General features: G+C 63.0%; 19 protein-coding genes. 5 read left to right on the forward strand and 14 right to left on the reverse strand.

All coding sequences use genetic code 11. The features are described from left to right. The first annotated feature begins 10 nt into the window (after positions 1-10). Both AC0YKC_RS21695 and AC0YKC_RS21700 read left to right on the forward strand, forming a co-directional pair. Positions 11-1,159: a dihydrodipicolinate synthase family protein gene (locus AC0YKC_RS21695; RefSeq protein ID WP_488512601.1), complete on the forward strand. Its 1,149-nt coding sequence runs from the start codon at positions 11-13 to the stop codon at positions 1,157-1,159. An 8-nt stretch (positions 1,160-1,167) separates the two neighbouring features. Then, entirely contained in the window at positions 1,168-2,028 is an 861-nt protein-coding gene (locus AC0YKC_RS21700; protein ID WP_488512485.1) for a sugar phosphate isomerase/epimerase family protein, read from the forward strand. A gap of 140 nt (positions 2,029-2,168) precedes the next feature. Here AC0YKC_RS21700 and AC0YKC_RS21705 read toward each other — a convergent pair whose 3' ends face one another. Both AC0YKC_RS21705 and AC0YKC_RS21710 read right to left on the reverse strand, forming a co-directional pair. Next, a complete protein-coding gene (locus AC0YKC_RS21705) occupies positions 2,169-2,939 on the reverse strand; it encodes an enoyl-CoA hydratase/isomerase family protein (RefSeq protein WP_488512486.1) in 771 nt (256 codons plus the stop codon). Further along, positions 2,936-4,507, reverse strand: coding sequence for an acyl CoA:acetate/3-ketoacid CoA transferase (locus AC0YKC_RS21710; RefSeq protein ID WP_488512487.1), 1,572 nt, complete (start codon positions 4,505-4,507; stop codon positions 2,936-2,938). Before AC0YKC_RS21710 ends, AC0YKC_RS21705 begins: the two co-directional genes overlap by 4 nt. A gap of 114 nt (positions 4,508-4,621) precedes the next feature. Between AC0YKC_RS21710 and AC0YKC_RS21715 the strand changes: the two genes are divergently transcribed. Then, positions 4,622-5,443 carry an aldo/keto reductase gene (locus tag AC0YKC_RS21715; protein ID WP_488512488.1) on the forward strand — a complete coding sequence of 274 codons (822 nt, stop codon included), beginning with the start codon at positions 4,622-4,624 and terminating at the stop codon, positions 5,441-5,443. A gap of 145 nt (positions 5,444-5,588) precedes the next feature. Here AC0YKC_RS21715 and AC0YKC_RS21720 read toward each other — a convergent pair whose 3' ends face one another. From AC0YKC_RS21720 to AC0YKC_RS21750, 7 genes are all read right to left on the reverse strand, one after another. Then, on the reverse strand, positions 5,589-7,193 hold the full coding sequence (locus tag AC0YKC_RS21720; RefSeq protein WP_488512489.1) for a GMC family oxidoreductase: 1,605 nt from the start codon (positions 7,191-7,193) through the stop codon (positions 5,589-5,591). Continuing rightward, on the reverse strand, positions 7,193-8,689 hold the full coding sequence (locus AC0YKC_RS21725) for an aldehyde dehydrogenase family protein (protein WP_488512490.1): 1,497 nt from the start codon (positions 8,687-8,689) through the stop codon (positions 7,193-7,195). Before AC0YKC_RS21725 ends, AC0YKC_RS21720 begins: the two co-directional genes overlap by 1 nt. A 66-nt stretch (positions 8,690-8,755) precedes the next feature. After that, positions 8,756-9,787 carry a zinc-dependent alcohol dehydrogenase gene (locus AC0YKC_RS21730; RefSeq protein WP_488512491.1) on the reverse strand — a complete coding sequence of 344 codons (1,032 nt, stop codon included), beginning with the start codon at positions 9,785-9,787 and terminating at the stop codon, positions 8,756-8,758. An 8-nt stretch (positions 9,788-9,795) separates the two neighbouring features. Beyond that, the gene (locus AC0YKC_RS21735; RefSeq protein ID WP_488512492.1) at positions 9,796-10,737 is read right to left on the reverse strand and encodes an ABC transporter permease; all 942 of its coding nucleotides are present in this window, start codon (positions 10,735-10,737) and stop codon (positions 9,796-9,798) included. 8 nt (positions 10,738-10,745) lie between these two features. Then, positions 10,746-12,251 (reverse strand): sugar ABC transporter ATP-binding protein, encoded by a 1,506-nt coding sequence (locus AC0YKC_RS21740; protein WP_488512493.1) that lies wholly within the window; start codon positions 12,249-12,251, stop codon positions 10,746-10,748. Positions 12,252-12,258: 7 nt separating this feature from the next. Then, a complete protein-coding gene (locus tag AC0YKC_RS21745; RefSeq protein WP_488512494.1) occupies positions 12,259-13,224 on the reverse strand; it encodes an ABC transporter permease in 966 nt (321 codons plus the stop codon). 73 nt (positions 13,225-13,297) lie between these two features. Next, positions 13,298-14,410, reverse strand: coding sequence for a sugar ABC transporter substrate-binding protein (locus AC0YKC_RS21750; RefSeq protein ID WP_320297166.1), 1,113 nt, complete (start codon positions 14,408-14,410; stop codon positions 13,298-13,300). 239 nt (positions 14,411-14,649) lie between these two features. Here AC0YKC_RS21750 and AC0YKC_RS21755 point away from each other — a divergent pair, with 239 nt between their 5' ends. Further along, the gene (locus AC0YKC_RS21755; RefSeq protein ID WP_320297165.1) at positions 14,650-15,309 is read left to right on the forward strand and encodes a TetR/AcrR family transcriptional regulator; all 660 of its coding nucleotides are present in this window, start codon (positions 14,650-14,652) and stop codon (positions 15,307-15,309) included. Positions 15,310-15,321: 12 nt separating this feature from the next. On the opposite strand, the gene AC0YKC_RS21760 is transcribed toward AC0YKC_RS21755, so the two are convergent. The 5 genes from AC0YKC_RS21760 to AC0YKC_RS21780 are packed head-to-tail and all read right to left on the reverse strand — an operon-like array spanning position 15,322 to position 18,807. Continuing rightward, entirely contained in the window at positions 15,322-15,483 is a 162-nt protein-coding gene (locus AC0YKC_RS21760; RefSeq protein ID WP_434723511.1) for a hypothetical protein, read from the reverse strand. Further along, entirely contained in the window at positions 15,455-16,156 is a 702-nt protein-coding gene (locus AC0YKC_RS21765; RefSeq protein ID WP_488512495.1) for an RraA family protein, read from the reverse strand. Before AC0YKC_RS21765 ends, AC0YKC_RS21760 begins: the two co-directional genes overlap by 29 nt. Next, on the reverse strand, positions 16,156-17,271 hold the full coding sequence (locus AC0YKC_RS21770) for a mannonate dehydratase (RefSeq protein WP_488512496.1): 1,116 nt from the start codon (positions 17,269-17,271) through the stop codon (positions 16,156-16,158). Before AC0YKC_RS21770 ends, AC0YKC_RS21765 begins: the two co-directional genes overlap by 1 nt. Before the next feature lie 2 nt (positions 17,272-17,273). Beyond that, on the reverse strand, positions 17,274-18,059 hold the full coding sequence (locus tag AC0YKC_RS21775) for an SDR family NAD(P)-dependent oxidoreductase (RefSeq protein ID WP_488512497.1): 786 nt from the start codon (positions 18,057-18,059) through the stop codon (positions 17,274-17,276). Positions 18,060-18,072: 13 nt separating this feature from the next. Beyond that, on the reverse strand, positions 18,073-18,807 hold the full coding sequence (locus AC0YKC_RS21780) for a FadR/GntR family transcriptional regulator (RefSeq protein ID WP_434723508.1): 735 nt from the start codon (positions 18,805-18,807) through the stop codon (positions 18,073-18,075). A gap of 188 nt (positions 18,808-18,995) precedes the next feature. On the opposite strand from AC0YKC_RS21780, the gene uxuA reads away from it, so the two are divergent. Beyond that, on the forward strand, positions 18,996-20,180 hold the full coding sequence (uxuA, locus tag AC0YKC_RS21785) for a mannonate dehydratase (protein WP_488512498.1): 1,185 nt from the start codon (positions 18,996-18,998) through the stop codon (positions 20,178-20,180). The last annotated feature ends 178 nt before the right edge of the window (positions 20,181-20,358 follow it).

Below are 20,358 nucleotides of genomic sequence, written 5' to 3' on the forward strand. Positions count from 1 at the left end.
GGAGAACCCCATGATTATCCAACTGCCGGACACCACAGGCAAACTTTTCGATTATCGGCTTCAGGGCAAGGCGGTTGCCGCGGCGCGATTGTCGCCGGACGCGGCACGCACCGTGCTGTCGGCGGCCCACGTCGTGGCTGATCCTTTCAGCGCCAGCGATCCCGGCGGCCCCGCCGCCATCGACTGGAATGCCACGATGGCATTCAGGCGTCACCTCGACGGGCTCGGTCTCGGCATCGCCGAGGCAATGGACACCGCGCAGCGTGGCATGGGCCTCGACTGGCCTTCGGCCTTGGAGCTCATCCGCAGGACCAGGAAGGAACTGCCGGACGCGCTCGTCTTCAACGGCGCCGGCACAGATCAGCTCGGACCGGGCGATGCACGTTCGCTCGACGATGTCCGGCGAGCCTATTTCGAACAGGTCGAGGCCATTCAGAAGGTCGGCGGCAGGTTGATCGTCATGGCGAGCCGGGCACTGGCGGCCGTGGCACGTTCGCCGGACGACTATGTATCGGTGTATGGCGATGTGCTCGCGCGCTGCGACCGTCCGGTGATCCTGCACTGGCTGGGAGAGATGTTCGATCCGGCCCTCAAGGGCTATTGGGGGACGGACCGCTTCGAGGATGCGCTCGAGACGGTGTTGGCGATCATCGCGGACAACACCGCCAGGATCGACGGTATCAAGATTTCGCTTCTCGACAAGGAGAAGGAAATCGCGATGCGCCGCCGTCTGCCCGCCGGCGTGAAGATGTACACCGGCGACGACTTCAACTACCCGGAGTTGATCGCGGGCGACGAGCAGGGATTCTCGCACGCTCTTCTTGGTATCTTCGACCCTTTGGCGCCGGCCGCCGCCTACGCCATCGACCGGCTCGGCCGGGGCGATACCCAGGCATTCCACGCCACGCTGGATCCGACCGTGCCGCTCGCGCGCCTGATCTTTCGTGCGCCCACCCAATACTACAAGACGGGGGTCGTCTTCCTTGCCTGGCTGAACGGGTTCCAGGATCATTTCGTAATGCTCGGAGGCGCTCAGTCGATGCGGCCGCTGCCCTATTTCGTGCAGGTGTTCAAGCTGGCCGACGAATGCGGCCTGCTTGCGGATCCCGAACTGGCTGTCGGACGCATGCGCAAGCTGCTTGCGCTCTATGGCCTCTGATCGGGACCATGCGCGACTTCACGAGTGACCATTCCGCCCTGGCGCTCAACACGGCGACGCTCGGCCACAATCTGGACGGCTATGGCGCGGGCTGGTCGATCGAGCGTGTCATCGATGCATGCGCTGAACGCGGCCTGCGCGGCATTGTCTTCTGGCGCCGCGAAATCGGCAGCCGCGCCGTCGAGATCGGCGACCAGGTTCGCGCGGCCGGCATGGATGTGGTCGGCCTGTGCCGCGCGCCCTATCTCACCGGCCCGTTGGCGCTGCCGGGCCGCGAGGCGATCATGGACGATTTTCGTGCCGCAATCGACATGACTGCCGGTCTCGGCGCACCTGTCCTGACCATCGTCACCGGTGGGGTCGAGCCGGGAACGAAAGGCATCGGCGAAAGCCTCAAGCTGGTTGCGGATCGTGTCGCCGAGGCAGCGCCCTACGCGGCGGCCAGAAGCGTTCGCCTGGCCCTCGAGCCGCTGCATCCGGTTTACGGCGGCGACCGGTCCTGCCTGGTGACGATCCGTGACGCGGTCGATCTTTGCCTTGCCGTTGATGCGCCCAATGTGGGTGTCGCGGTCGACGTGTACCACGTCTGGTGGGATCGCACGCTTGCGGACGAATTGCTGCGAGTCGGGCCGAAACGCATTTTCGGCTATCACCTTTGTGACTGGCTGACGCAGACACGCGACGTGCTGCTCGACCGCGGCATGATGGGAGATGGAGTGGCCGACCTGAAGGCGATCCGCGCGGCGGTGGAGGCAGCCGGCTATGCCGGGCCGTGCGAGGCGGAGGTGTTCTCGGCGCAAAACTGGTGGAAGCGTGATCCCGGGGATATCCTGGATGCCTGCGTGGAGCGTTTCCGCTCCGTTTGTTGAAGACAGGGGCTGAACAGCCGCGATAGACCCGCCGAAGTCCGGGAAGGTATGTGGCTGCGAAGTTGTCGGTCACCGGCCCATCAACCGCGGCGGTTTCCTACGCCTTGACCGGGCGAGGGCGCGTTTCCGCGGCTGTAGTGTCAGTCACCAGACCGGCGGCTCTTCTCCCGGAAAGCCGCCAGACCCCGCCGAAGATCTTCACTGGCGGCTGCGATACGTCCGGCAAACGCATCCAGCACGCGCTCCTGTTCCTCGCCTTCAGCGGCATTGATGAGCATCTTGGCGAGCTCGGTGGCGGTAGCGGACCTGCCTGCAACGACAGCGGCAAGCTTCCCAGCTGCGGTCATGCCAGCCCCTTTGTCGACGACCTTATCGACAAGCGACAACCTCAAGGCCTCATCGGCGGAATAGACCTCGCCGAAGATGGACATGCGCCGGATCAACTGTGGGCCGAAGCGGCGAGCCGTGCGCTGGGTGCCTGACCAGCCGGGTATGATCCCAAGGCTGGTTTCAGGCAGGCCGATACGGGCGTGGCTTTCCGCGATCCGATAGTCGGCACAGGCTGCGAGCTCCAGCCCCCCACCAAGGCAATGGCCATTGAGGACGGCAATGACCGGTTGCGAGAGCCTGGCGAGAGCGTCGAAGCCGGCATGGCCGTCGCGAATCCAGTGGCGCGCGAACTGCTCGGCGCCGAGCGCGCTCCAGGCGGCGACGTCGCCGCCCGCGCAGAAGGATTTCTCGCCTTCGCCGGTCAGGATCAGCACCTTCGCCGCGGAGCGCTCCACAGTCCTGCACAACGGGACGAGCGCATCGACCATCGCGGCATCAAGCGCGTTGAGCTTCTCAGGCCTGCGAATGGTCAGCCGGGCGACCGCGCCGTCGAAGCTGAGGTCGAGACGGGGATCGCTCACAGCCGCAATCCTATCGGCTGCTCAAGGAACAGCGCCTTGTCCATCAGCTTGAGCCCAGGCGAGACCGCGAGAGGAGACGCCGCCTGCCGCAGAACGTCACGCTCGAGGTCGAGCCCGGGGGCTATTTCCGTGACGACCAGGCCGTCGGCTGTCAGGCGGATGACGCACCGTTCCGTCACATAGGTGACGTCCTGGCCCTGGCTGACGGCGCGCGCGCCTGAGAAGCTCACCTGGTCCACTTTCGGGACGATCTTTGCGACCTTGCCTTCCTTGTCGATGACCAGCTTTCCGTTCTCCAGCCGCATCTTCGCGCCGGCGTTGAAGTTGCCGGAGAACACGATCTTGCGCGCTCGCGAGGTGATATCCACGAAGCCGCCGGCGCCGGCGGTGCGATGCGGCGTGGAGGAAAGACGCGAGACGTTGACGGATCCGTCGGAGCCTATTTCGAGGAACGACAGCAAGGAGCAGTCAAAGCCTCCGGCCTGGAAGTACGTGAAAAGGTGCGGGGAGGCGACGAAGGCCTCCGCGTTGGAGGCGCAGCCGAACTTGAAGTCGAGCAATGGCACGCCGCCTACCGGACCTTGTTCGATTACCCAGGTGACGGCGCCATGCAGGCCTTCCTCGATCAGGATGCGAGGCACGTTGGCGGAGATGCCGAAGCCGATGTTGACCGCCCATCCGGCCCGAAGCTCCTGAGCGACCCGGCGCGCGATGACCTTGGAGACATTGTATTCCGGTGTGCGGAACGTGCGGAGCGGCCGGAACAGTTCTCCCGATATCGCTGGATCATAGGCGGTCGCCGTTGTTTGCAGTTGGTCGGGCGCCTCGACGATGAAATCCACCAGGATGCCGGGCACCTGCACATCGTGCGGCCGCAATGTGCCTTGGGCGGCGATGCGTTTGACTTGCGCAATGACGATGCCGCCGCAATTGTGCGCCGCAAGCGCCATTTCCATGGCGCCGAGAGTCGCGCCTTCCTGCTCGAAGGTGAGGTTTCCCTTCTCGTCCGCCGTGGTTGCCCGGATGACCGCCACATCTGGTTTGAGGGGCGGGAAATGGAGCCACGTCTCGCCATTGAACTCCACGCGCTGCACGATTGGCGACTTCCGCGCCGCGGCGTTCATGGCTCCGCCCTCGAGTGCCGGATCGACAAATGTGTCCATGCCGACCTTGGTGAGTACGCCCGGGCGGTGCGCCGCGCCCTCGCGCAGCATGTCGAACACGATGCCGGAGGGGAAGTTCCAGGCCGCCACATCCTCGGCAAGGATACGCTGCCAGATCAGCGGCGGCTCGGCATTGGTGGGGCCCGACGGGTATGAGCCGCCGATAATGCGGCCGATCAAGCCCGGCAAGGCGATGTGGTCGACCCCCTTGGTGCCGAACATGTCGCCGGCGGCAATCGGATGAATGGTGGTGATATCGCGCGGCGCCCCTTCGGCTGCGAAACGTTTGCCAAGGGCTTCCAGAACGGCGTCCGGGCAAAGCAGACCGGACGACGAATTGACCGCTACCACCGCTCCGTCGCCGATCGCGGCGACGGCCTGCGCTGCCGACCTGACTTTGCTCACGCTTCCTCTCCATAAGGCTTGGCAATAAGTAACTAGATAGTTATATCTGTGATATAGCCGCCTGCGGCTTTGAAGGCAAGCTCTGCGCCGGCGACAACCAGTGGGAGGATTTCGATGAACATCATGTTCCAGAAGACGAACCAGCGGATGTTTGGAACTTTCCCTCTTAAGGGGGATACGCTGCGCGCGGCGATCGAGGCTGCGATCGATGCGGGTTACCGGGCATTCGACACGGCTCAGGCTTATGGCAATGAAGCCGACACGGGCCTGGCCCTGGCCGAGAGCGGTATACGCAGGGACGAGCTCTGCATCACGACAAAGGTCGCAGTGGAGAACTTCTCGCAAGAGCGGTTCATACCATCCATCGAACAGTCCTTGCGGGATCTGAAGCTGGATCGTGTCGACATCCTGCTGCTTCACTGGCCGACGCCGGGAGGCGACATCAAGCTCTCACTTGAACTGCTTCAGGAGGTCCAGCAACGGGGGTTCGCCAGCACCATCGGCGTTTCGAACTACACGGCGGCGATGATGCGGCAGGCGGGGCAGATCACCGGCGTGCCGCTCGTGACCAATCAGGTGGAATTCCATCCGCTTCTTGACCAGCGCAAGCTGCTTGCGGCCGCGAGCGAAACGGGTATCCCTCTGTCATCCTATTGCTCGGTCGCGCGCGGCGAGGTCTTCAAGCATCGGCTTTTCGCAGATATCGGCGCCACATACGGCAAGTCGGCCGCCCAGGTCGTGTTGCGCTGGATCCTGCAGAAGGGTTTGCCGATCAACACGATGTCCACCAAGCCAGACAACATCCGCTCGAATTTCGACGTGATGGACTTCACCTTGTCGAGTATCGACATGGGCCGCATCGACGCCATGAATGCCGTCGGTTATCGCGTTGTTGGGAAGCGGTTGATCCCATATGCGCCGGATTTCGACGCCTAGGGCATTTCACCGTTTCATGGAAACGGTGAATGCCCTATCTCTTTGTTTTGACGCAATTTCGGACGGAAAACCGCGTCACACTTTTCCTGAAATTGCTCTAGGCGCGCGAACAGGGAGCGATCAGGTCCGAGGTGACAGGCAAACGCTAGCGGTTGCCTCGGATCAGGTCCGATGCATGCTCGCCGATCATGATTGTCGCCGCATTGGTGTTTGAGCCGACCAAGGACGGCATTGCCGAGCTATCGCAGATGCGGATGCCGTCCAACCCGTGCACTCGCAGTTGAGGGTCGACCACGGACATCGCATCCTTCCCCATCTTACAGGTGCAAGTAGGGTGATAGGAGGTACGACCGTAGCGTCGCGCATAGGCTTCATAGTCCGACTGCGAGCGCACGCTTGTGTCAGGGAAGCGGAGCTCCTTGATGAATTTGCGCAGCGAGGGCTGATTGACGATCTCCCGGCTGATCTTGAGGCCTTCGACCGACACTCTGAGGTCGTCGGGGTCCGCGAGGAAATTGGGATCGACGACCGGATTGTCGCGCGGATCCGGCGAACGGAGCGTCACGGTTCCACGCGATTTCGGGCGTAGCGTGTAGCTGTTCAAAGTGATGCCGGACGATCCCTTCGGGACCGACGGCACACCCGCCTCCGCGCCAGCGCCCGCCAGGAAATGGAATTGCAGATCCGGAACCGCTCCCGCGCTGCTCGCCGAAGAGTGCCAGAAAGCGCCGCCCTCGACCACGTTCGACGTTATCGGTCCCGTCTTGAACAGCGTGTATTGGATGCCCGCCCACAACATCCAGTGCAGCTTGTTGTACTTGTCGAGCGAATAGTGGCCCTTCAGCTCGGCTACGATGTCGATGCCAAAGTGATCCTGAAGGTTCTGCCCTACGCCCGGAAGATCCCGGATCGCTTCGATGCCGTGACGACGCAGGTGGTCGGCAGGGCCGACGCCGGACAGCATCATCAGCTTCGGAGTGCCGATCGCACCTGACGTCACCAGAACCTCGCCGTCGGCATTGACGACCTTCCGCTCGCGACCAACCGAGTATTCGACACCGACCGCCCGGCTACCTTTGAAGACGACGCGATGGACTAGGGCCCCGGTGATCAGGGTAAGGTTGGGGCGCCCCAGGACGGGCCTAAGGTAGCCCACGGCGGCCGAGCAACGACGGTTATTGCGGGTCGTGATCTGGTAGATTCCGGCGCCTTCCTGCTTCGCGCCATTGAAGTCGGGATTGTAAGGCAGTCCGTATTCCTGACAGCTTTGGACAAAAGCGCGCGAAACCACATTTGGATCGGGTATGTTTGACACACCGAGCGGGCCATCGGTGCCGTGCAAGCTGCCGGAGAGGATGGTGTTGCCCTCCGAACGCAGAAAATACCTTTGGACGTCCTTGAAGGCCCAACCGTCGGCGCCTTCCTCGTTTGCCCACCGGTCGTAGTCGCTGGCATGCCCGCGGGTGTAGACCTCTGCATTGATCGAAGAGCCGCCGCCCAGCACCTTTGCCTGTGCATAGGGGATCTCACGATTGTTGGCGTGCTTCTGCGGCGCAGTAACCAGCCCCCAGGTGAGGGGGCCCGTGGTCATTTTGGCGAAGCCGACCGGCATGTGGATGTAGGGATGGCTGTCCTTGCCGCCAGCCTCGATGATGCAGACCCTGACAGCCGGATTCTCGGACAGGCGCGCGGCAAGCACGCAACCCGACGAGCCTGCGCCGACGATCACATAGTCGAAACCTGTCGTCATCACTTGATCCAATGTGCGCGCTTGCCGATTTCGATGTGGACGGACTTCACCTGTGTGTATTCCTCCACGCCGTACATGCCCGCTTCCCGCCCCCAGCCGGACTGCTTGAATCCGCCAAGCGGCATCTCGGGCCCGCCGGCCATGATCGTGTTCACCCAAAACCGGCCGGCGCGCACACGCCGCGTCACCACCAGCGCCTTGTCTATGGTCTTGGTCCACACGCTGGCAGCCAGGCCATAGACCGTGTCGTTCGCGAGGCTGATGGCCTCCTCGAGGGTGTCGAAATGGAAGGACGACAGGACAGGCCCGAAGATTTCGTCCCGGGCAATCGACATTGCGGGCGTGACACCGGAAAACAGCGTCGGCACGATATACTGGCCGCCGCCGAGATCCAGGGCCTGCCCACCGGCGACAAGTGTCGCCCCTTCAGCTTTGCCCTTGTCGATATAGCCCAGGATGGTTGAATTCTGCGCATCTGTGGTGATGGCTCCGACCTGCGTCTTCGTTTGCAGCGGATCGCCGACAACGATCTTGGCCATCTTGGCGGCAAGGATTTCCTCGAACTCGCGGGCAACAGAGCGTTCGACGATGACGCGGCTGGACGACACGCAGCACTGGCCCGTGTTGAAGCTTATGCCGAAGGCCGCGCCGTCGGCCGCGTCCTCAAGATCACTGTCGGCGAAAACGATGATGGGGTTCTTGCCGCCGAGCTCCAGGCCGAGTTTCTTGAAATTCGAATCGGCCGCAGCGTGCACGCAAGAGCGGCCTACGGATGTCGATCCGGTGAAGGAAAGCATGTCCACGTCGGGATGCTCGGTCAGAGCCTGGCCGATCGTCCGGCCCGAGCCGGTGACGACGTTGTAGACGCCGTCAGGCGCGCCGGCTTCGGAAAGGATCTCGCCAAGCAGCAGTGTGGTCGCGGACGTGACCTCCGAAGGCTTGACGACAACGGTGCATCCGCTGGCCAGGATGAAGGGAACGCGCTCGCACAGGATCAGGAAGGGGAAGTTCCATGGCGTGATGAGGCCGACCACGCCGACTGGCTCGCGCAGCACCATGCCGAAGAGGTTGTCGCCGAGACTGTTGAAGCTGTCGCCATGCAACAGCCTGGCGGCGCCAGCGCCAACCTCGAAGCACGCGATGCAGTGATCGATCTCGCCGCGCGCCTGGGAGATCGGCTTGCCGTTCTCGAGGACTTCCCAATAGGCGATTTCATCACGGCGGCGGCGCAAAATATCTGCCGTTCTCAAAAGCACCGCCGCACGGTCAGCCCCCGGCAATCCCGCCCACCGGCGATCCTCGAACGCGCGACGCGCCGCGGCCACGGCCGCATTCAGATCGTCGACCGTGCATTTGGGGGTAAGCGTCACCGCCACGCCATGCCCCGGCGACCTGCGCTCGAACATGGCGCGGCCCTTGCGCCACGAGCCGTCGGACCAGAATCCGAATTCGCGCGGCGCATCCGGCAGGGTTGCGCGGTCCGTGAAATCGAGCATGGAATGCCTCCGTTCTGGCAGTGCGCCGGCTCTCCGCGATCCGTTGCAAGCGGGTCGCGCCGGCTCCTAGTTCAATACGATTTGCGTCTTCAAATCCTGGGGCCGCTCGGCCAGGGTCTCGAAGGCTCGCTGGATGTCATCGAGCGGGAAGCTTGCGCGTGTGAACGCCTCGGTGCGAAAGCGGCCGTGCGACAAAAGTGTCAGCGCATCATGCATGTCTTCTCCCATGCCGGCGACGGAGCCCTTGAGACTGTTCTCCTCAAGGATGGTGCGCAGGATATCGAGCGGCACCGTGTCGCGCGGCCCGGTGAGACCGAAGAACGCGACATGGCCGCCCTTGCGGATGAGCTCGAATGCGAGCGCATAAAGCCGTGCCGAGCCGACGCTCTCGATCACCAGGTCCGCCCCGCGTCCACCGGTCCTGGCCAGGACCTCCGCCTTCAACCGGGCAGGATCGGCAACGGCTGCATCCGCGCCGGCTTCAAGGGCCAGACGACAGCGGTCTTCCGACAAATCGGCGACGATAATTGGCGCTGCGCCGCACAAACGCATCATCTGGACATGCAGGTTGCCGATCGGTCCGGCGCCGAGGATCACCACCGACTGGCCGAAGCTCGTGCGCGCCTTGCGCGCCGCGCGCACCACGCACGATACCGGCTCCGTTAGAGCCAGCACCTCGGCCGGTACATGGTCAGGGGCCGGCAGGACGAGCCTGGCCGGCAGGCAGACATATTCCGCGAAGGCGCCGTCACGGCCGATGCCCGCCTGCGTCATCGACGGGCAGTTCAGGATTTCGTTGCGGCGGCACCAGTAACACTGACCGCAGCCGATATTGACGTCCGCGACGCAGGTCGTGCCTGGCTTGATATGCGTGACGTGCTCGCCCGTCGCCGCCACGGTCCCGGCAAACTCATGGCCAGGCACCAGCGGCAACCGATCCGCAGCATAATGCCCATTGAAGATATGGATGTCGGTGCCGCATATGCCGGTCCGCGAGACGCGGATCAGGGCGTCTTCGGGGCCGACCTCCGGAACGGCGACTTCGCGCACGTCGAAACGGTGTGGAGCGGTCAGGACGGCGGCGCGCATCGTTGCCATGACATCTCTCACTTCACTGTGCGGAGCTTGGAGCGGTCGATGGTGAGCGCGATGGCGGCGATCAGCACAAGGCCGAAGACCATCTGCTGCTGTGTCGCGGCGATGCCGAAGTAAAGCATCGATGCCCGGATCACGGCCACGATCAGCGTCCCGATTGCGGTGTTGAGCACGCCGCCGACACCTCCCGTCAGCGGCGTCCCGCCGACAAGCACCGCGACGATTGCCGGCAACAGGAAGCCGTTGGCGATCGTTGGCGCGCCGCCCGACAGTTTGACGGAAAAGAGCAGCCCGGCCACCGCGGCCAGCGCTCCGGAGATGGCGAAGGCAAGGATCTTGTAGCGGGCGACGTTGAGGCCAGATGCGGCCGCGGCCAATTCGCCGGCGCCCACGGCCTTGAGCGCCCTGCCAAGCGTCGTGCGCCGCTCTATGATCAGGCAGATCGCCAGCAAGGCGAGCGCGATGAAGAACTCGTGCGGCACGATGCCGGTTCGACCGATCATCCAGCCGAAGGTCTCGTTGCGCTGCATGGCGTCCATGTTCAAGGCGCGGTTGCCCGACAACCATTGCGCCACCGAGAAGCACACGCCGCCGACTGCCAGCGTGGAGATGAAGGAGGGCACGTACATGCGGGTGGTCAAGTAACCGGAGAGGGTGCCCAGCACGAACCCCGCGAGGATGCACAATGCCGCGACCCATATGCCCAGCGACGCCAGATAGACCGACGCGACGACGGTGATCATGTTCGCCATCGACTGCGCCGACAGGTCGATGCCGCCGATGTAGATGGCGAAGGTCAATCCCAGCGCCATGATGAACAGTGGCACGATGTCGCCGGCGAGGCTCAAAAGATTGGCCGGTTTCAAGAAGCTCGGATCGGCGATGCCGACAATCGTGACCAGGACCAGGAGGGTGATCCAAGGGAAGTGCGGCTTGAGGCGTTGGATATCCATCGATGCCCTCAGATCATGTAGTGCAGAAGGTCGTAGAGCGACGGCTTCGAGCCGGGCGCGCAGTCGAAGCGTTTCTGGATCTCGCCGTCCTTGATGACGACGATAGTGTGGGAAAGGCCGATCGCCTCCTCCAGGGTGTCGGCGACCAGGACGACGCCGACCCCGGCGTCGCACATTTCCCTGATCATGTCGTAGACATCCTCCTTGGCGCCGATATCCAGGCCGCGGGTCGGATGGTCGAGCAGCATGATGTCGGAGCCGCCCGACCGCCATTTGGCCAGCACGACCTTCTGCTGGTTGCCGCCGGAAAGGTTGCCGCAGTCTGCATATTCGGAGCTTGCCTTGATGGCGAGCTTGCGGATCCATCTCCTGGCAAGGTCGCGCTCGTTGCCGACATCGAGCCAGCCCGCCCGTGCGTAGCGCGGCATTTGCGAGAGCGTCATGTTCTCGTAGACATTCATGCCGGCGACGATGCCCTCGATCTTGCGTTCGCGCGGCACATAGCCGACGCCACGCTCCACCGCGCCTTGAGCGGTCAGCCTGGAAACCGTCTTGCCCTTGATTTTCAGGGTGCCTTTGGTGGGCGTGCGCATACCGTAGATGGTTCGAAGGATTGCCTCGCGACCGGAGCCCTCGGTGCCGACCAGGCACAGCACTTCGCCGGCATGCAGCGTCAGCGAGATGTCGCGGACCTTCCCGGGCAGGCTGACGTTCGACAGTTCGACCAGCGGCTTCGCCGCGTCGTAGGGCTTTTGCCGCTGTTCCCGGTAATATTCCTTGTCGACGTGGCGTCCGACCATCTTGTGCTGGATCGCCTCCGGTGTCGCCGCGCCGCGCGAGACGACGTCGACCACCTGGCCATCTTTCATCACGTAGATGCGGTCGGAGAGCTCCATCACCTCATCCATGCGATGAGACACGAAGATGAACGAGGCGCGCGTCGTCAGCTCCCGCACGAGCTTGAACAACAGCTTCACCTCTTCCTCCGCCAGCACCGAGGTCGGCTCGTCGAGCAGGACGACCAGATGGCCCTGGACCCGTTCCTCCAGGGTCAGCACCTTGGCCAGTTCGACAAGCTGGCGCTGCGCGAAGGAAAGACTTGAGGTGACCGTGCGCGGGTCGATGTCGAGCTTGACCTTGGCAAGCTGTTTGCGCGCGGCTTTGGCCACGGCCTTCCAGTTGACCACGCCGAAGCGCGAAAACTGGTCCTCATAGCCCAGGAAGATGTTCTCCATCACCGACAGGTTGGTGATCAGCGATTGCTCCTGGAACACCATGCCGATGCCTCTCTCCATGGCGTCGCGCGGGCCGCTGAACCGGACAGGCTTGCCATCGATGAGGATTTCGCCGCCATCGGGCTGATAGGCGCCGTAAATGACCTTCATGAGCGTGGATTTGCCGGCGCCGTTCTCGCCCACCAGCCCGACGATCTCGCCGCGGCTGATGGAGAAATCGACGGATTTCAGCGCCCTGACCCCGGGAAACTTCTTTTCGACGGCTTTCAATTCGTACATGGCGTCCTCACTTGACGAACGCGACCGAGCGCCGGTCCGTCGACAGGATGACCGCGATGATGACAAGCAGCCCGAGAACGGCGGCCTGCAGGAAGTCGGGCAGGCCTATGACAACCATGCCGTTGTTGATCACGGCGACGATCAGGACGCCGACGAGGGTGTTCCACACGCCGCCGATGCCGCCCCAGAGCGCCACGCCACCAACCACGACCGACGTGATCGACATGAACATGAAATTGGATCCGGTGACCGATTCCGCCTGGCCGAGTTTCGCCACCTGCAGGACTGCGGCGATTGCGTAGAAGAAACCGGCAAGCGAAAACCCGGCCATCCGCACCTGCTGCACCCGTACCCCGGAGGCATGGGCAAGGTCCTCACCGCCGCCGACCGCGTAGAAATGGCGCCCAAGGCGGGTATGCGCCTGGATGAACCAGGCCAGAACGAGACACAGGCCCGCGACATAAACCATCAGGGGAAACCCCAGGATGCGCCAGGTCAGCAACGCGCGGAACGTCGGGTCGTTGAATTTGACGATGTCGCCGCCGGTCAGCAGGATGGCGGCGCCCGTGCCAACGAAACCGAGGGCGAGACTGGCCATGAAGGATGGTATCTTCAGCTTGACGTGAACGAGGCCATTCACCAGGCCGATCGCGGCGCCGACGGCCAGGATGACCGGTATCGCTATCCAGCCGCCCGAAGCCAGCGTTCCACCGAACGCCAGCATCAAGAAGCAGAACAGGACAGCCGTCAGCGAAACGACACCCTCCATCGAGAGGTCTATGGAGCCCATGACGATGATGAAGGTCACGCCGACAGCGACCATCAGCGCGGGCGCGGCCGCAATCGCAATGCGCGCGAAATTGCGCTGCGACAGGAACGAGGGGTTTATCGCTGTAAACAGCACTATGAGCGCAAGAAGCACCAGGAAGGGTGCCCAGCGGATCGCGTTCTCGCGCGTGAGGATGCGTGGCAACTCCGGCCTCCCGTCCAAGCGTGCCGTTGTAGGGGGAGCGGCCCATTTAAGGGCCGCCCGATCGAGCTTCGGCTCACTTGTACTTGATCTGGCCGTTGCCCGGACCCCAGAAATCCTTCCAGTTGTAGGCAGGAACGGAATCGAGATATTTGGCCTTGAAGTCCGCGGCATCCTTTTTGGAGATGAGGATCGTCGGACCGTAGAATTCACGATGTTCCTTCGGCTCCTCGGAGGGTTTGAAGGCGCCGGTCGCGGCGTAGTAGGCAAGCGCCGCCGTGATGCCGCCGCCCCAGTGCGGATTGGTGAAGACGGTCGCCAGAAGCTTGCCGTCCATGACGAGTTTCACGGCCTCCGGATTTCCGTCATAGGCGACGATCGGCATATCCTCGATGCCTTCCGCGCGCAGGGCCTCGATCACGCCGTAAGCGATGTTGTCGTTCGCGCAGTGGACGCCGGTGATCTTGTCGCCGAAACGGGTCAGGAAAGACGCCATCAGCTCCGTGCCCTTGGTCGTGTCCCAATCGGCGGGCTGGGCATCGAGAAGCTCGATGTTGGGGAAATCTTTCAGCGCATTCTTCAAACCGTTCAGGCGCTCGATGGCCGGATTGTTGGCGGCAATGCCCCCCAGATGCACGACGCCACCCTTGCCCCCCATTGCTTCGAACAGGATACGCGCCGTCTGCTCGGCCGGCTTTTCGTCCGACCAGGTCATGTGCGAGACGTAGTTATCGCCGATGTCCCACGGGTGCAGGTCGTCGGTTTTGTTCCAGATCGTGGAAATGTAGGCGCCGGCATCGCGTACGGCCTCAACCACGGGACGGGCGTTCGGACTGTCGTTGGCGTCGCAGGCGATCGCGCACTTGCCGCCGGTCTTGGCCAGGAACGCCTTGATGTCGGCCAGCGACTTCTCCGAAGATCCCTCGTTGATCAGCGAGACGAGAAAATCCTTCGGCTTGCCGATGGATTCCACAAAAGCCTCCCCGCCTGAGACGATCGAGTTCCAGTAAGCCGAGGCGCGGTCGCGGTAGGACCAGGCGATCGCCGGGTCCGTGAGAGCCGCACGAGCGGCGCCGCCGCCGAAAACGAACGGCGTTGCCATCGCTCCCATGCCAGCAGCGGTGGCGAGCAGGAAATTGCGCCGGCTGACGGTCTCGCGCTCGATGAAATCCTTGATGAAAGTCGACATGCTTCCTCCCATTTGGCAACGGCCCGCAGGGGCGCGGGCGTCTATTGGGCAATCGAGAAACCTGGCCATCCAATCGCCCTCCCGATCGCATAACGCACTATCTAGTTACTTCTTAAGGACGCGTGAGTCAAGCGGCGGCGCGATCGATGGCCTGTTGACTTCTCGTCCAATTGAACTGACTTTCAGCGGCATCAGCACCGCCGCCTGCGCACGGGACGGCAACCAAAGGAGCGGCCGAAGTGGACGCCACGCCCGACAAATCGAAGAATGGCGGCAAGAAGAGACGGCTGCGGGATGCCGAAGCAACCAAGCTTCGCATACTGGAGGCGGCAAAGAGTGACTTTGCCAAGAACGGCCTCGGCGGTGCGCGCGTTGATGTCATCGCAGCGAAGGCCAAAGCCAACAAGCGTATGATTTATCATTATTTCGGCAGCAAAGATGGTCTTTTCCAGACGGTGATCGAGAATGCCTATCTGGACATCCGTAGCGCTGAACAGAAGCTTCATCTCGATGATTTGGAACCTAGGGAGGCCTTGGAGCGTCTGGTCAGGTTCACCTGGCAATATTACTTGAAGAACCCTGAATTCATCACCTTGGTCAACAGCGAGAACCTTCATCGAGCCAAGCACGTGAAGAAGTCCGAGTTGATCAAGACGGCGAGTCGCAAATTCGTCGCCATGGTCTCCAGCATACTTGAGCGGGGTGTGAGAAGCGGGGATTTTCGCGCCGGGATCGATCCCGCACAATTAAATATTACGATCGCCGCGATCGGTTATTATTACATAACGAACCGTTTTACGGGATCAATTATTTTCGAGCGCGACCTGATGGATAAGAACGCTCTCAATGAACGCCTTGAGTTCAATATAGACACCATTATCAGACTTGTGAGTGCCTGACTTTTATGGTGGCTAATTCGGCCAGACCCACAGGCTCTCGATATGAGCGACCAGCATTTCCATGCCGGACAGCCGATAGACGGTGAAGTGGAAGTCGCGATTGTAGCGGAATGAAAGTTCCGGATCGCCGGCCGGCCGCGACCTTTCACATGATGCCGAAGGTCTTGTAGGCATCCACCGCGCTCATCCCCTCGCGGATCGCCTTGGCGACGAGCTTTTCTCCACGGACTTTTTCGAGGGCGAGGCGCACCACCTCTTCCTCGGCTTCTGCGGGGATAACAAGAACGCCTTCCTTGTCGCCGAACAGCAGCGTTCCCGGCTCTATGCGCACGCCGCCGATTTCGAGCGCGCAGCGATAGTCGACGACCTTGCCGCGCACACCCTGGTCCTGCGCGTACCAGCCGGTGCAGAAGCAGGGAAATCCCAGCGCCTTGATGCCATCCGTGTCGCGGGCGAAGCCGTCGACCAGCGCGCCATGCGCGCCGAGGATCTTCGCGCGGGTTGACATCAACTCGCCCCACAGCGCGTAGCGGGGCGAGGCGCCGCTGGCGACGTAGATCTCGCCGGGCTTCAGGTCGTCGAGCGCTTCGAACATCAGCCCGAACGGCTTCGCCATCAGCGGATTGCGCGTCGGTCCGTCGGACGGGAAGATATCGGTCTCGAGCACTGGCATGGCCCGGCCGAGCAGCCGCGTCTTCTCGTCGACGGGCCTGAACACCGGCGGCAGGAACTGATGCTGCAGCCCCAGCGTGTCCATCACGTCGCCGACCACAGCGACGAAGAGCTCTTCCTTGAACAGGCGGTACATTTCGGCGTCGTCGGCATAGAGGGGCGTCGATCTGTTCATCACGCTTGCATCCGGATGTTGGTGGATTGAGCGGCGCGGGAAGGTCCGAGCGCCGCGGCGTTCTGCACCAGCGCGCGCATATAGCCGAGCGCAAAGGCCTTTCCCGCATGCCAGGGCGCGTCGCAGGACATTTCCGGCGTGTGGTCGGGGATGATGACGCCTTCATAGCTTTCGTCGCGCAGGATGCGGACGATTTCGGCCATGTCGATGTCGCCGTCGTCGACGAAGGTTTCGTGGTAGTTCGGCACCTTGCCGCGTACGTTGCGGAAATGGATGTAGCCGATGCGCTTGCGTCGGGCGAAGCGCCGGACATGTTCGTAGATCTCGTCGGTGTCGGGCATCTCCTGCAGCGAGCCGAGACAGAGCTCCAGCCCGTTGGACGGCGACTCCACGATGTCCATCAACCGGTCGTATTTCTCCGGACGGTTGACCAGCCGCGCCGTGCCGCGCAGCGCTTCGGCCGGCGGATCGTCCGGATGCGCGGCGAGCACCACGCCGGCTTCCTCGGCCACCGGAACGACTTCCCGCAGGAACGCGCCGAGCCGCTGCCAAAGTTCATCGCTGCTCACTCTCACAGGTTCAGCGCCCGGCCGGCCGGCGCGGTAGCGCATGTTCCAGACTACGCCGTCGGGCAGGGGCAGGTCAGGATCGATGGCCGCAAGGTCGAGCCCGACCGACATCGCCTCGCCGCGCGCGAAGGGGCCGCGCGACCAGCCCCAGACGCCGGCAACGGAGAAGTTGTAGCCGATGCACGGAATGCCGGCACGCCCGGCGTCGCGGATAAGCCGCTTCAGCCCTTCGATCTGCTTCGCCTGATCGGGACCGTCGAGCAGAATGTCGGACCAGAAGCGCGGCGAGAAATTCTCGATCGCGGCGATTTCCAGACCGTTGTCGCGCACGGTGCTGACCAGGCCGGCAAAGTCCTCATAGGTCCACAGTTCGTCGGTGGAGCAATCGCCCCAGCCTTCCTTCTCGTTGCCGGCGGACAGCGAAGGATCGCGGCCGCGAAAATAGTTGGTGAGGTGGGCGACGATGTGGGTGGCGCCCGCCTGGCGAGCAAAGCGGAAATTGTCGGGGGTCAGCGATTCCCGGTAAAGGCCAAGACCGATCTTCATGGTCATTTCACGCCAATGCCGGCGGTCAGGCCGCCGTCGATCTTATAGTCGGCGCCGGTGCAGAAGCCGGCCTTGGAAGAGCACAGAAAGGCGATGAGTTCCGCCACTTCCTCGGGTTCGCCGATGCGGCCGAGCGGATGGGCCGCGCCGAAGCGCCTGTAGGCCTCCTCGACATCGGCATCGCTGCCTTTGTCGCCACGCGCGGCCTTCTCCAGGATCGGCGTGCGGATCGAGCCCGGGCTGACCGAATTGACCCGGATGCCAGCGGCCGCGTAGTCGAGCGCCAGCGAGCGTGTCAGCGTATGGATGGCGCCCTTGGTGGTGGCATAGGCGGCGACGTTCTGCTGGCAGGCGAAACCCTGCACCGAAGCAACGTTGACGATCGCGCCGCCGCCGCGCTTGATCATTTCCGGAATGCCGAAATGGGCGGTCAGATAGATCGAGCCGACATTGACGGTCATCGCCTTGTTCCAGGTTTCCCAATCGGTCGTCGTCGCGGTGCCATAGGGATGGACCGCCGCCGAATTGACGATCACGTCGAGACCACCGAAGCGCTCGACGCCGGCAGCGACGGCGTCGCGAACCTGGCCTTGTACCGAGACGTCGGTGTCCACGACCAGCACGCCGGCACCGGTGCTTTCCAGCTCCGCTCTCATTGCCGCATTGGCCGCGCCGTCGATGCCGCAGGCGACGATCGCAGCGCCGCCGGCGGCGAGGCGCCTGGCGGTTGCGAGACCGATCCCGGTCGTCCCGGTCACCAGCGCGACCTTGCCTTCAAAATCCTTCATTGCGGGAACTCCTTCAGTCGCTGTCGGAACCCGGCTCTTCCGGCAGGAAGCGCAGGGCGAAATCGAGATGGCGGCTCATCAGATAGGCGTAGGCCAGCCTGTCGCGTGCGCGGAGCGCGGCGATGATCTCGCCATGCGCGGCGCGGGTGTCGGCCAGCACCGGTCGCATTTCCTTGCCGATGGTCATGATCCTCAGGATCACGGGCGACAGGAAGGAATACATGTCCGTCAGCATGCGGTTGCCCGCCAGACCGATCAGCGCCATGTGGAAATTGAAATCGTTCTCGGCGGCTTCCTCGATCGAGCGGCTGTCGACGATCCGGGCGTTGATCTCGTCCAGCGTATCGATCTGCTCGCTCGTGGCATTGAGCACGATGTGGTCGCCGATGCCGACCTCGATGATGCGTCTGAAACCCTGGATGTCCGCAAATGACGAGCGCGAGACATCCATATGCGCGGCGAAGAAATTCTGGATGGCGATGCTCTGCCCGTCGGCGAGCACAGCGCCGACACGCGGCTTGGGCTCGATCAGCCCATAGGTGCGGATGGTGCGCAGCGCCTCGCGCACCGTGTTGCGGCTGGCGCCGGTGATCTCGCTGAGCTCGCGTTCGGTCGGCAGAACATCGCCGACATTGAGTTGTCGCGCGCGAATAAGGTCGAGGATCCGTCCGGCCGCGGTGTCGACCGCGGACCTGCCGCTGGCACGGCGGGCGACGATGTTGTCACGCGCGGCCTGAGTATCTTCCACCGTCGATCCTCCTAAATTGTTGGACCAACATATCGCATGGTTTGAGGAAAACAACAGATTTTGGGAGCTCCTTGGTCGAATTTTCCGTTGCCTCGCCGCAAACCGATCTCTCGAAGCCTTGAAATTTTTAATTTGACTCCTGTTGTGGTCCAACAATAAGTTCCGGCCATTCACAGAGGGAAGCGGCAATGGAACAGTGCTGGCGCTGGTATGGCCCGGACGATCCGGTGACACTCGATCACGTCAAGCAGGCGGGCGCGACAGGCGTAGTCTCGGCCCTGCACGACATCTATGACGGGCGCGTCTGGCCGCTGGAGAACATCCTCGAGCGCAAGCGCATCATCGAGGCGGCGGGGCTGACCTGGTCGGTGGTCGAGAGTATTCCGGTCCACAACTCGATCAAGATCGGCTCGCCGGAACGGCTCCGCTATGTCGGCCACTACAAGGATACGATCCGCGCCTTGGCGAAGGCCGGCATCGCGACGATCTGCTACAATTTCATGCCAGTCGTCGACTGGACCCGCACGGATCTGGCCTACCGCCTGCCGACGACGGGTTATGCGCTACGCTTCGACGCGATCGATTTCGCGGCCTACGACCTGTTCGTGTTGAAGCGCCGCAATGCCCGGGACGGCTACACGCCCACCCGCGTCGCCGAGGCAGAAGCGCGGCTGAAGGAACTCGGCGACGAGAAGATCGACAGGATCGAGCGAAACCTTATCGCCGGCCTGCCCGCCACCGAGCGCGCCTACAACCGCGACAGCTTTCGCGAGGCCCTGGCCGACTACGATTCGATCGGGCCGAAGGAATTGCGCGAGAACCTCGCCTGGTTCCTGCGCGAGATCATTCCGGTGGCCGAACAGGAAGGGGTGCGCATGTGCATCCATCCCGACGATCCGCCATTTTCGCTCTACGGCCTGCCGCGCATCGTCTCGACCGCCGACGATGCGCGCTTCATCCTCGATGCCGTCGACAGTCCGGCCAATGGCCTGACCTTCTGCACCGGCTCCTACGGCACGCGCGCCGACAACGACATCGTCGCCATGGTCAAGGCGTTCGCCGACCGCATCCATTTCGTCCATCTGCGCAATGTCACCATCGAGGATGACGGCTCGTTCCACGAGGCCGAGCATCTCGAGGGCGGCACCGACATGGCGCTTGTCATCCTCGCGCTGATGCAGGAGGAGGCGCGCCGCCGCAAGGAAGGCCGCGCCGACTGGCGCATTCCGATGCGGCCCGATCATGGGCACCTGCTCGCCGACGACATCGGCAAGACGAAGATCAATCCCGGCTATTCGCTGATCGGCCGGCTCAAGGGCCTTGCCGAACTGCGCGGCATCATGCGCGCCGTCGAGAGGTTCGGCCTGGCTTGAGGCTGCGGCCGGGAGGGGAGTTGGTTTTGCGTATGTAAAAACTATTTGCCCAGGTGAAAATAACTGCTACTGGTCTGCGGGGCCGGGCACGCGCCCGGTTCGAGGGAGGAATTGCCGGATATGACAAGACTGCGCGGTCTTGCGTGGGATCATCGACGTTGCTGGGGTCCGCTGGATG

It is taken from the genome of Mesorhizobium sp. CNPSo 4661 (assembly GCF_057784215.1).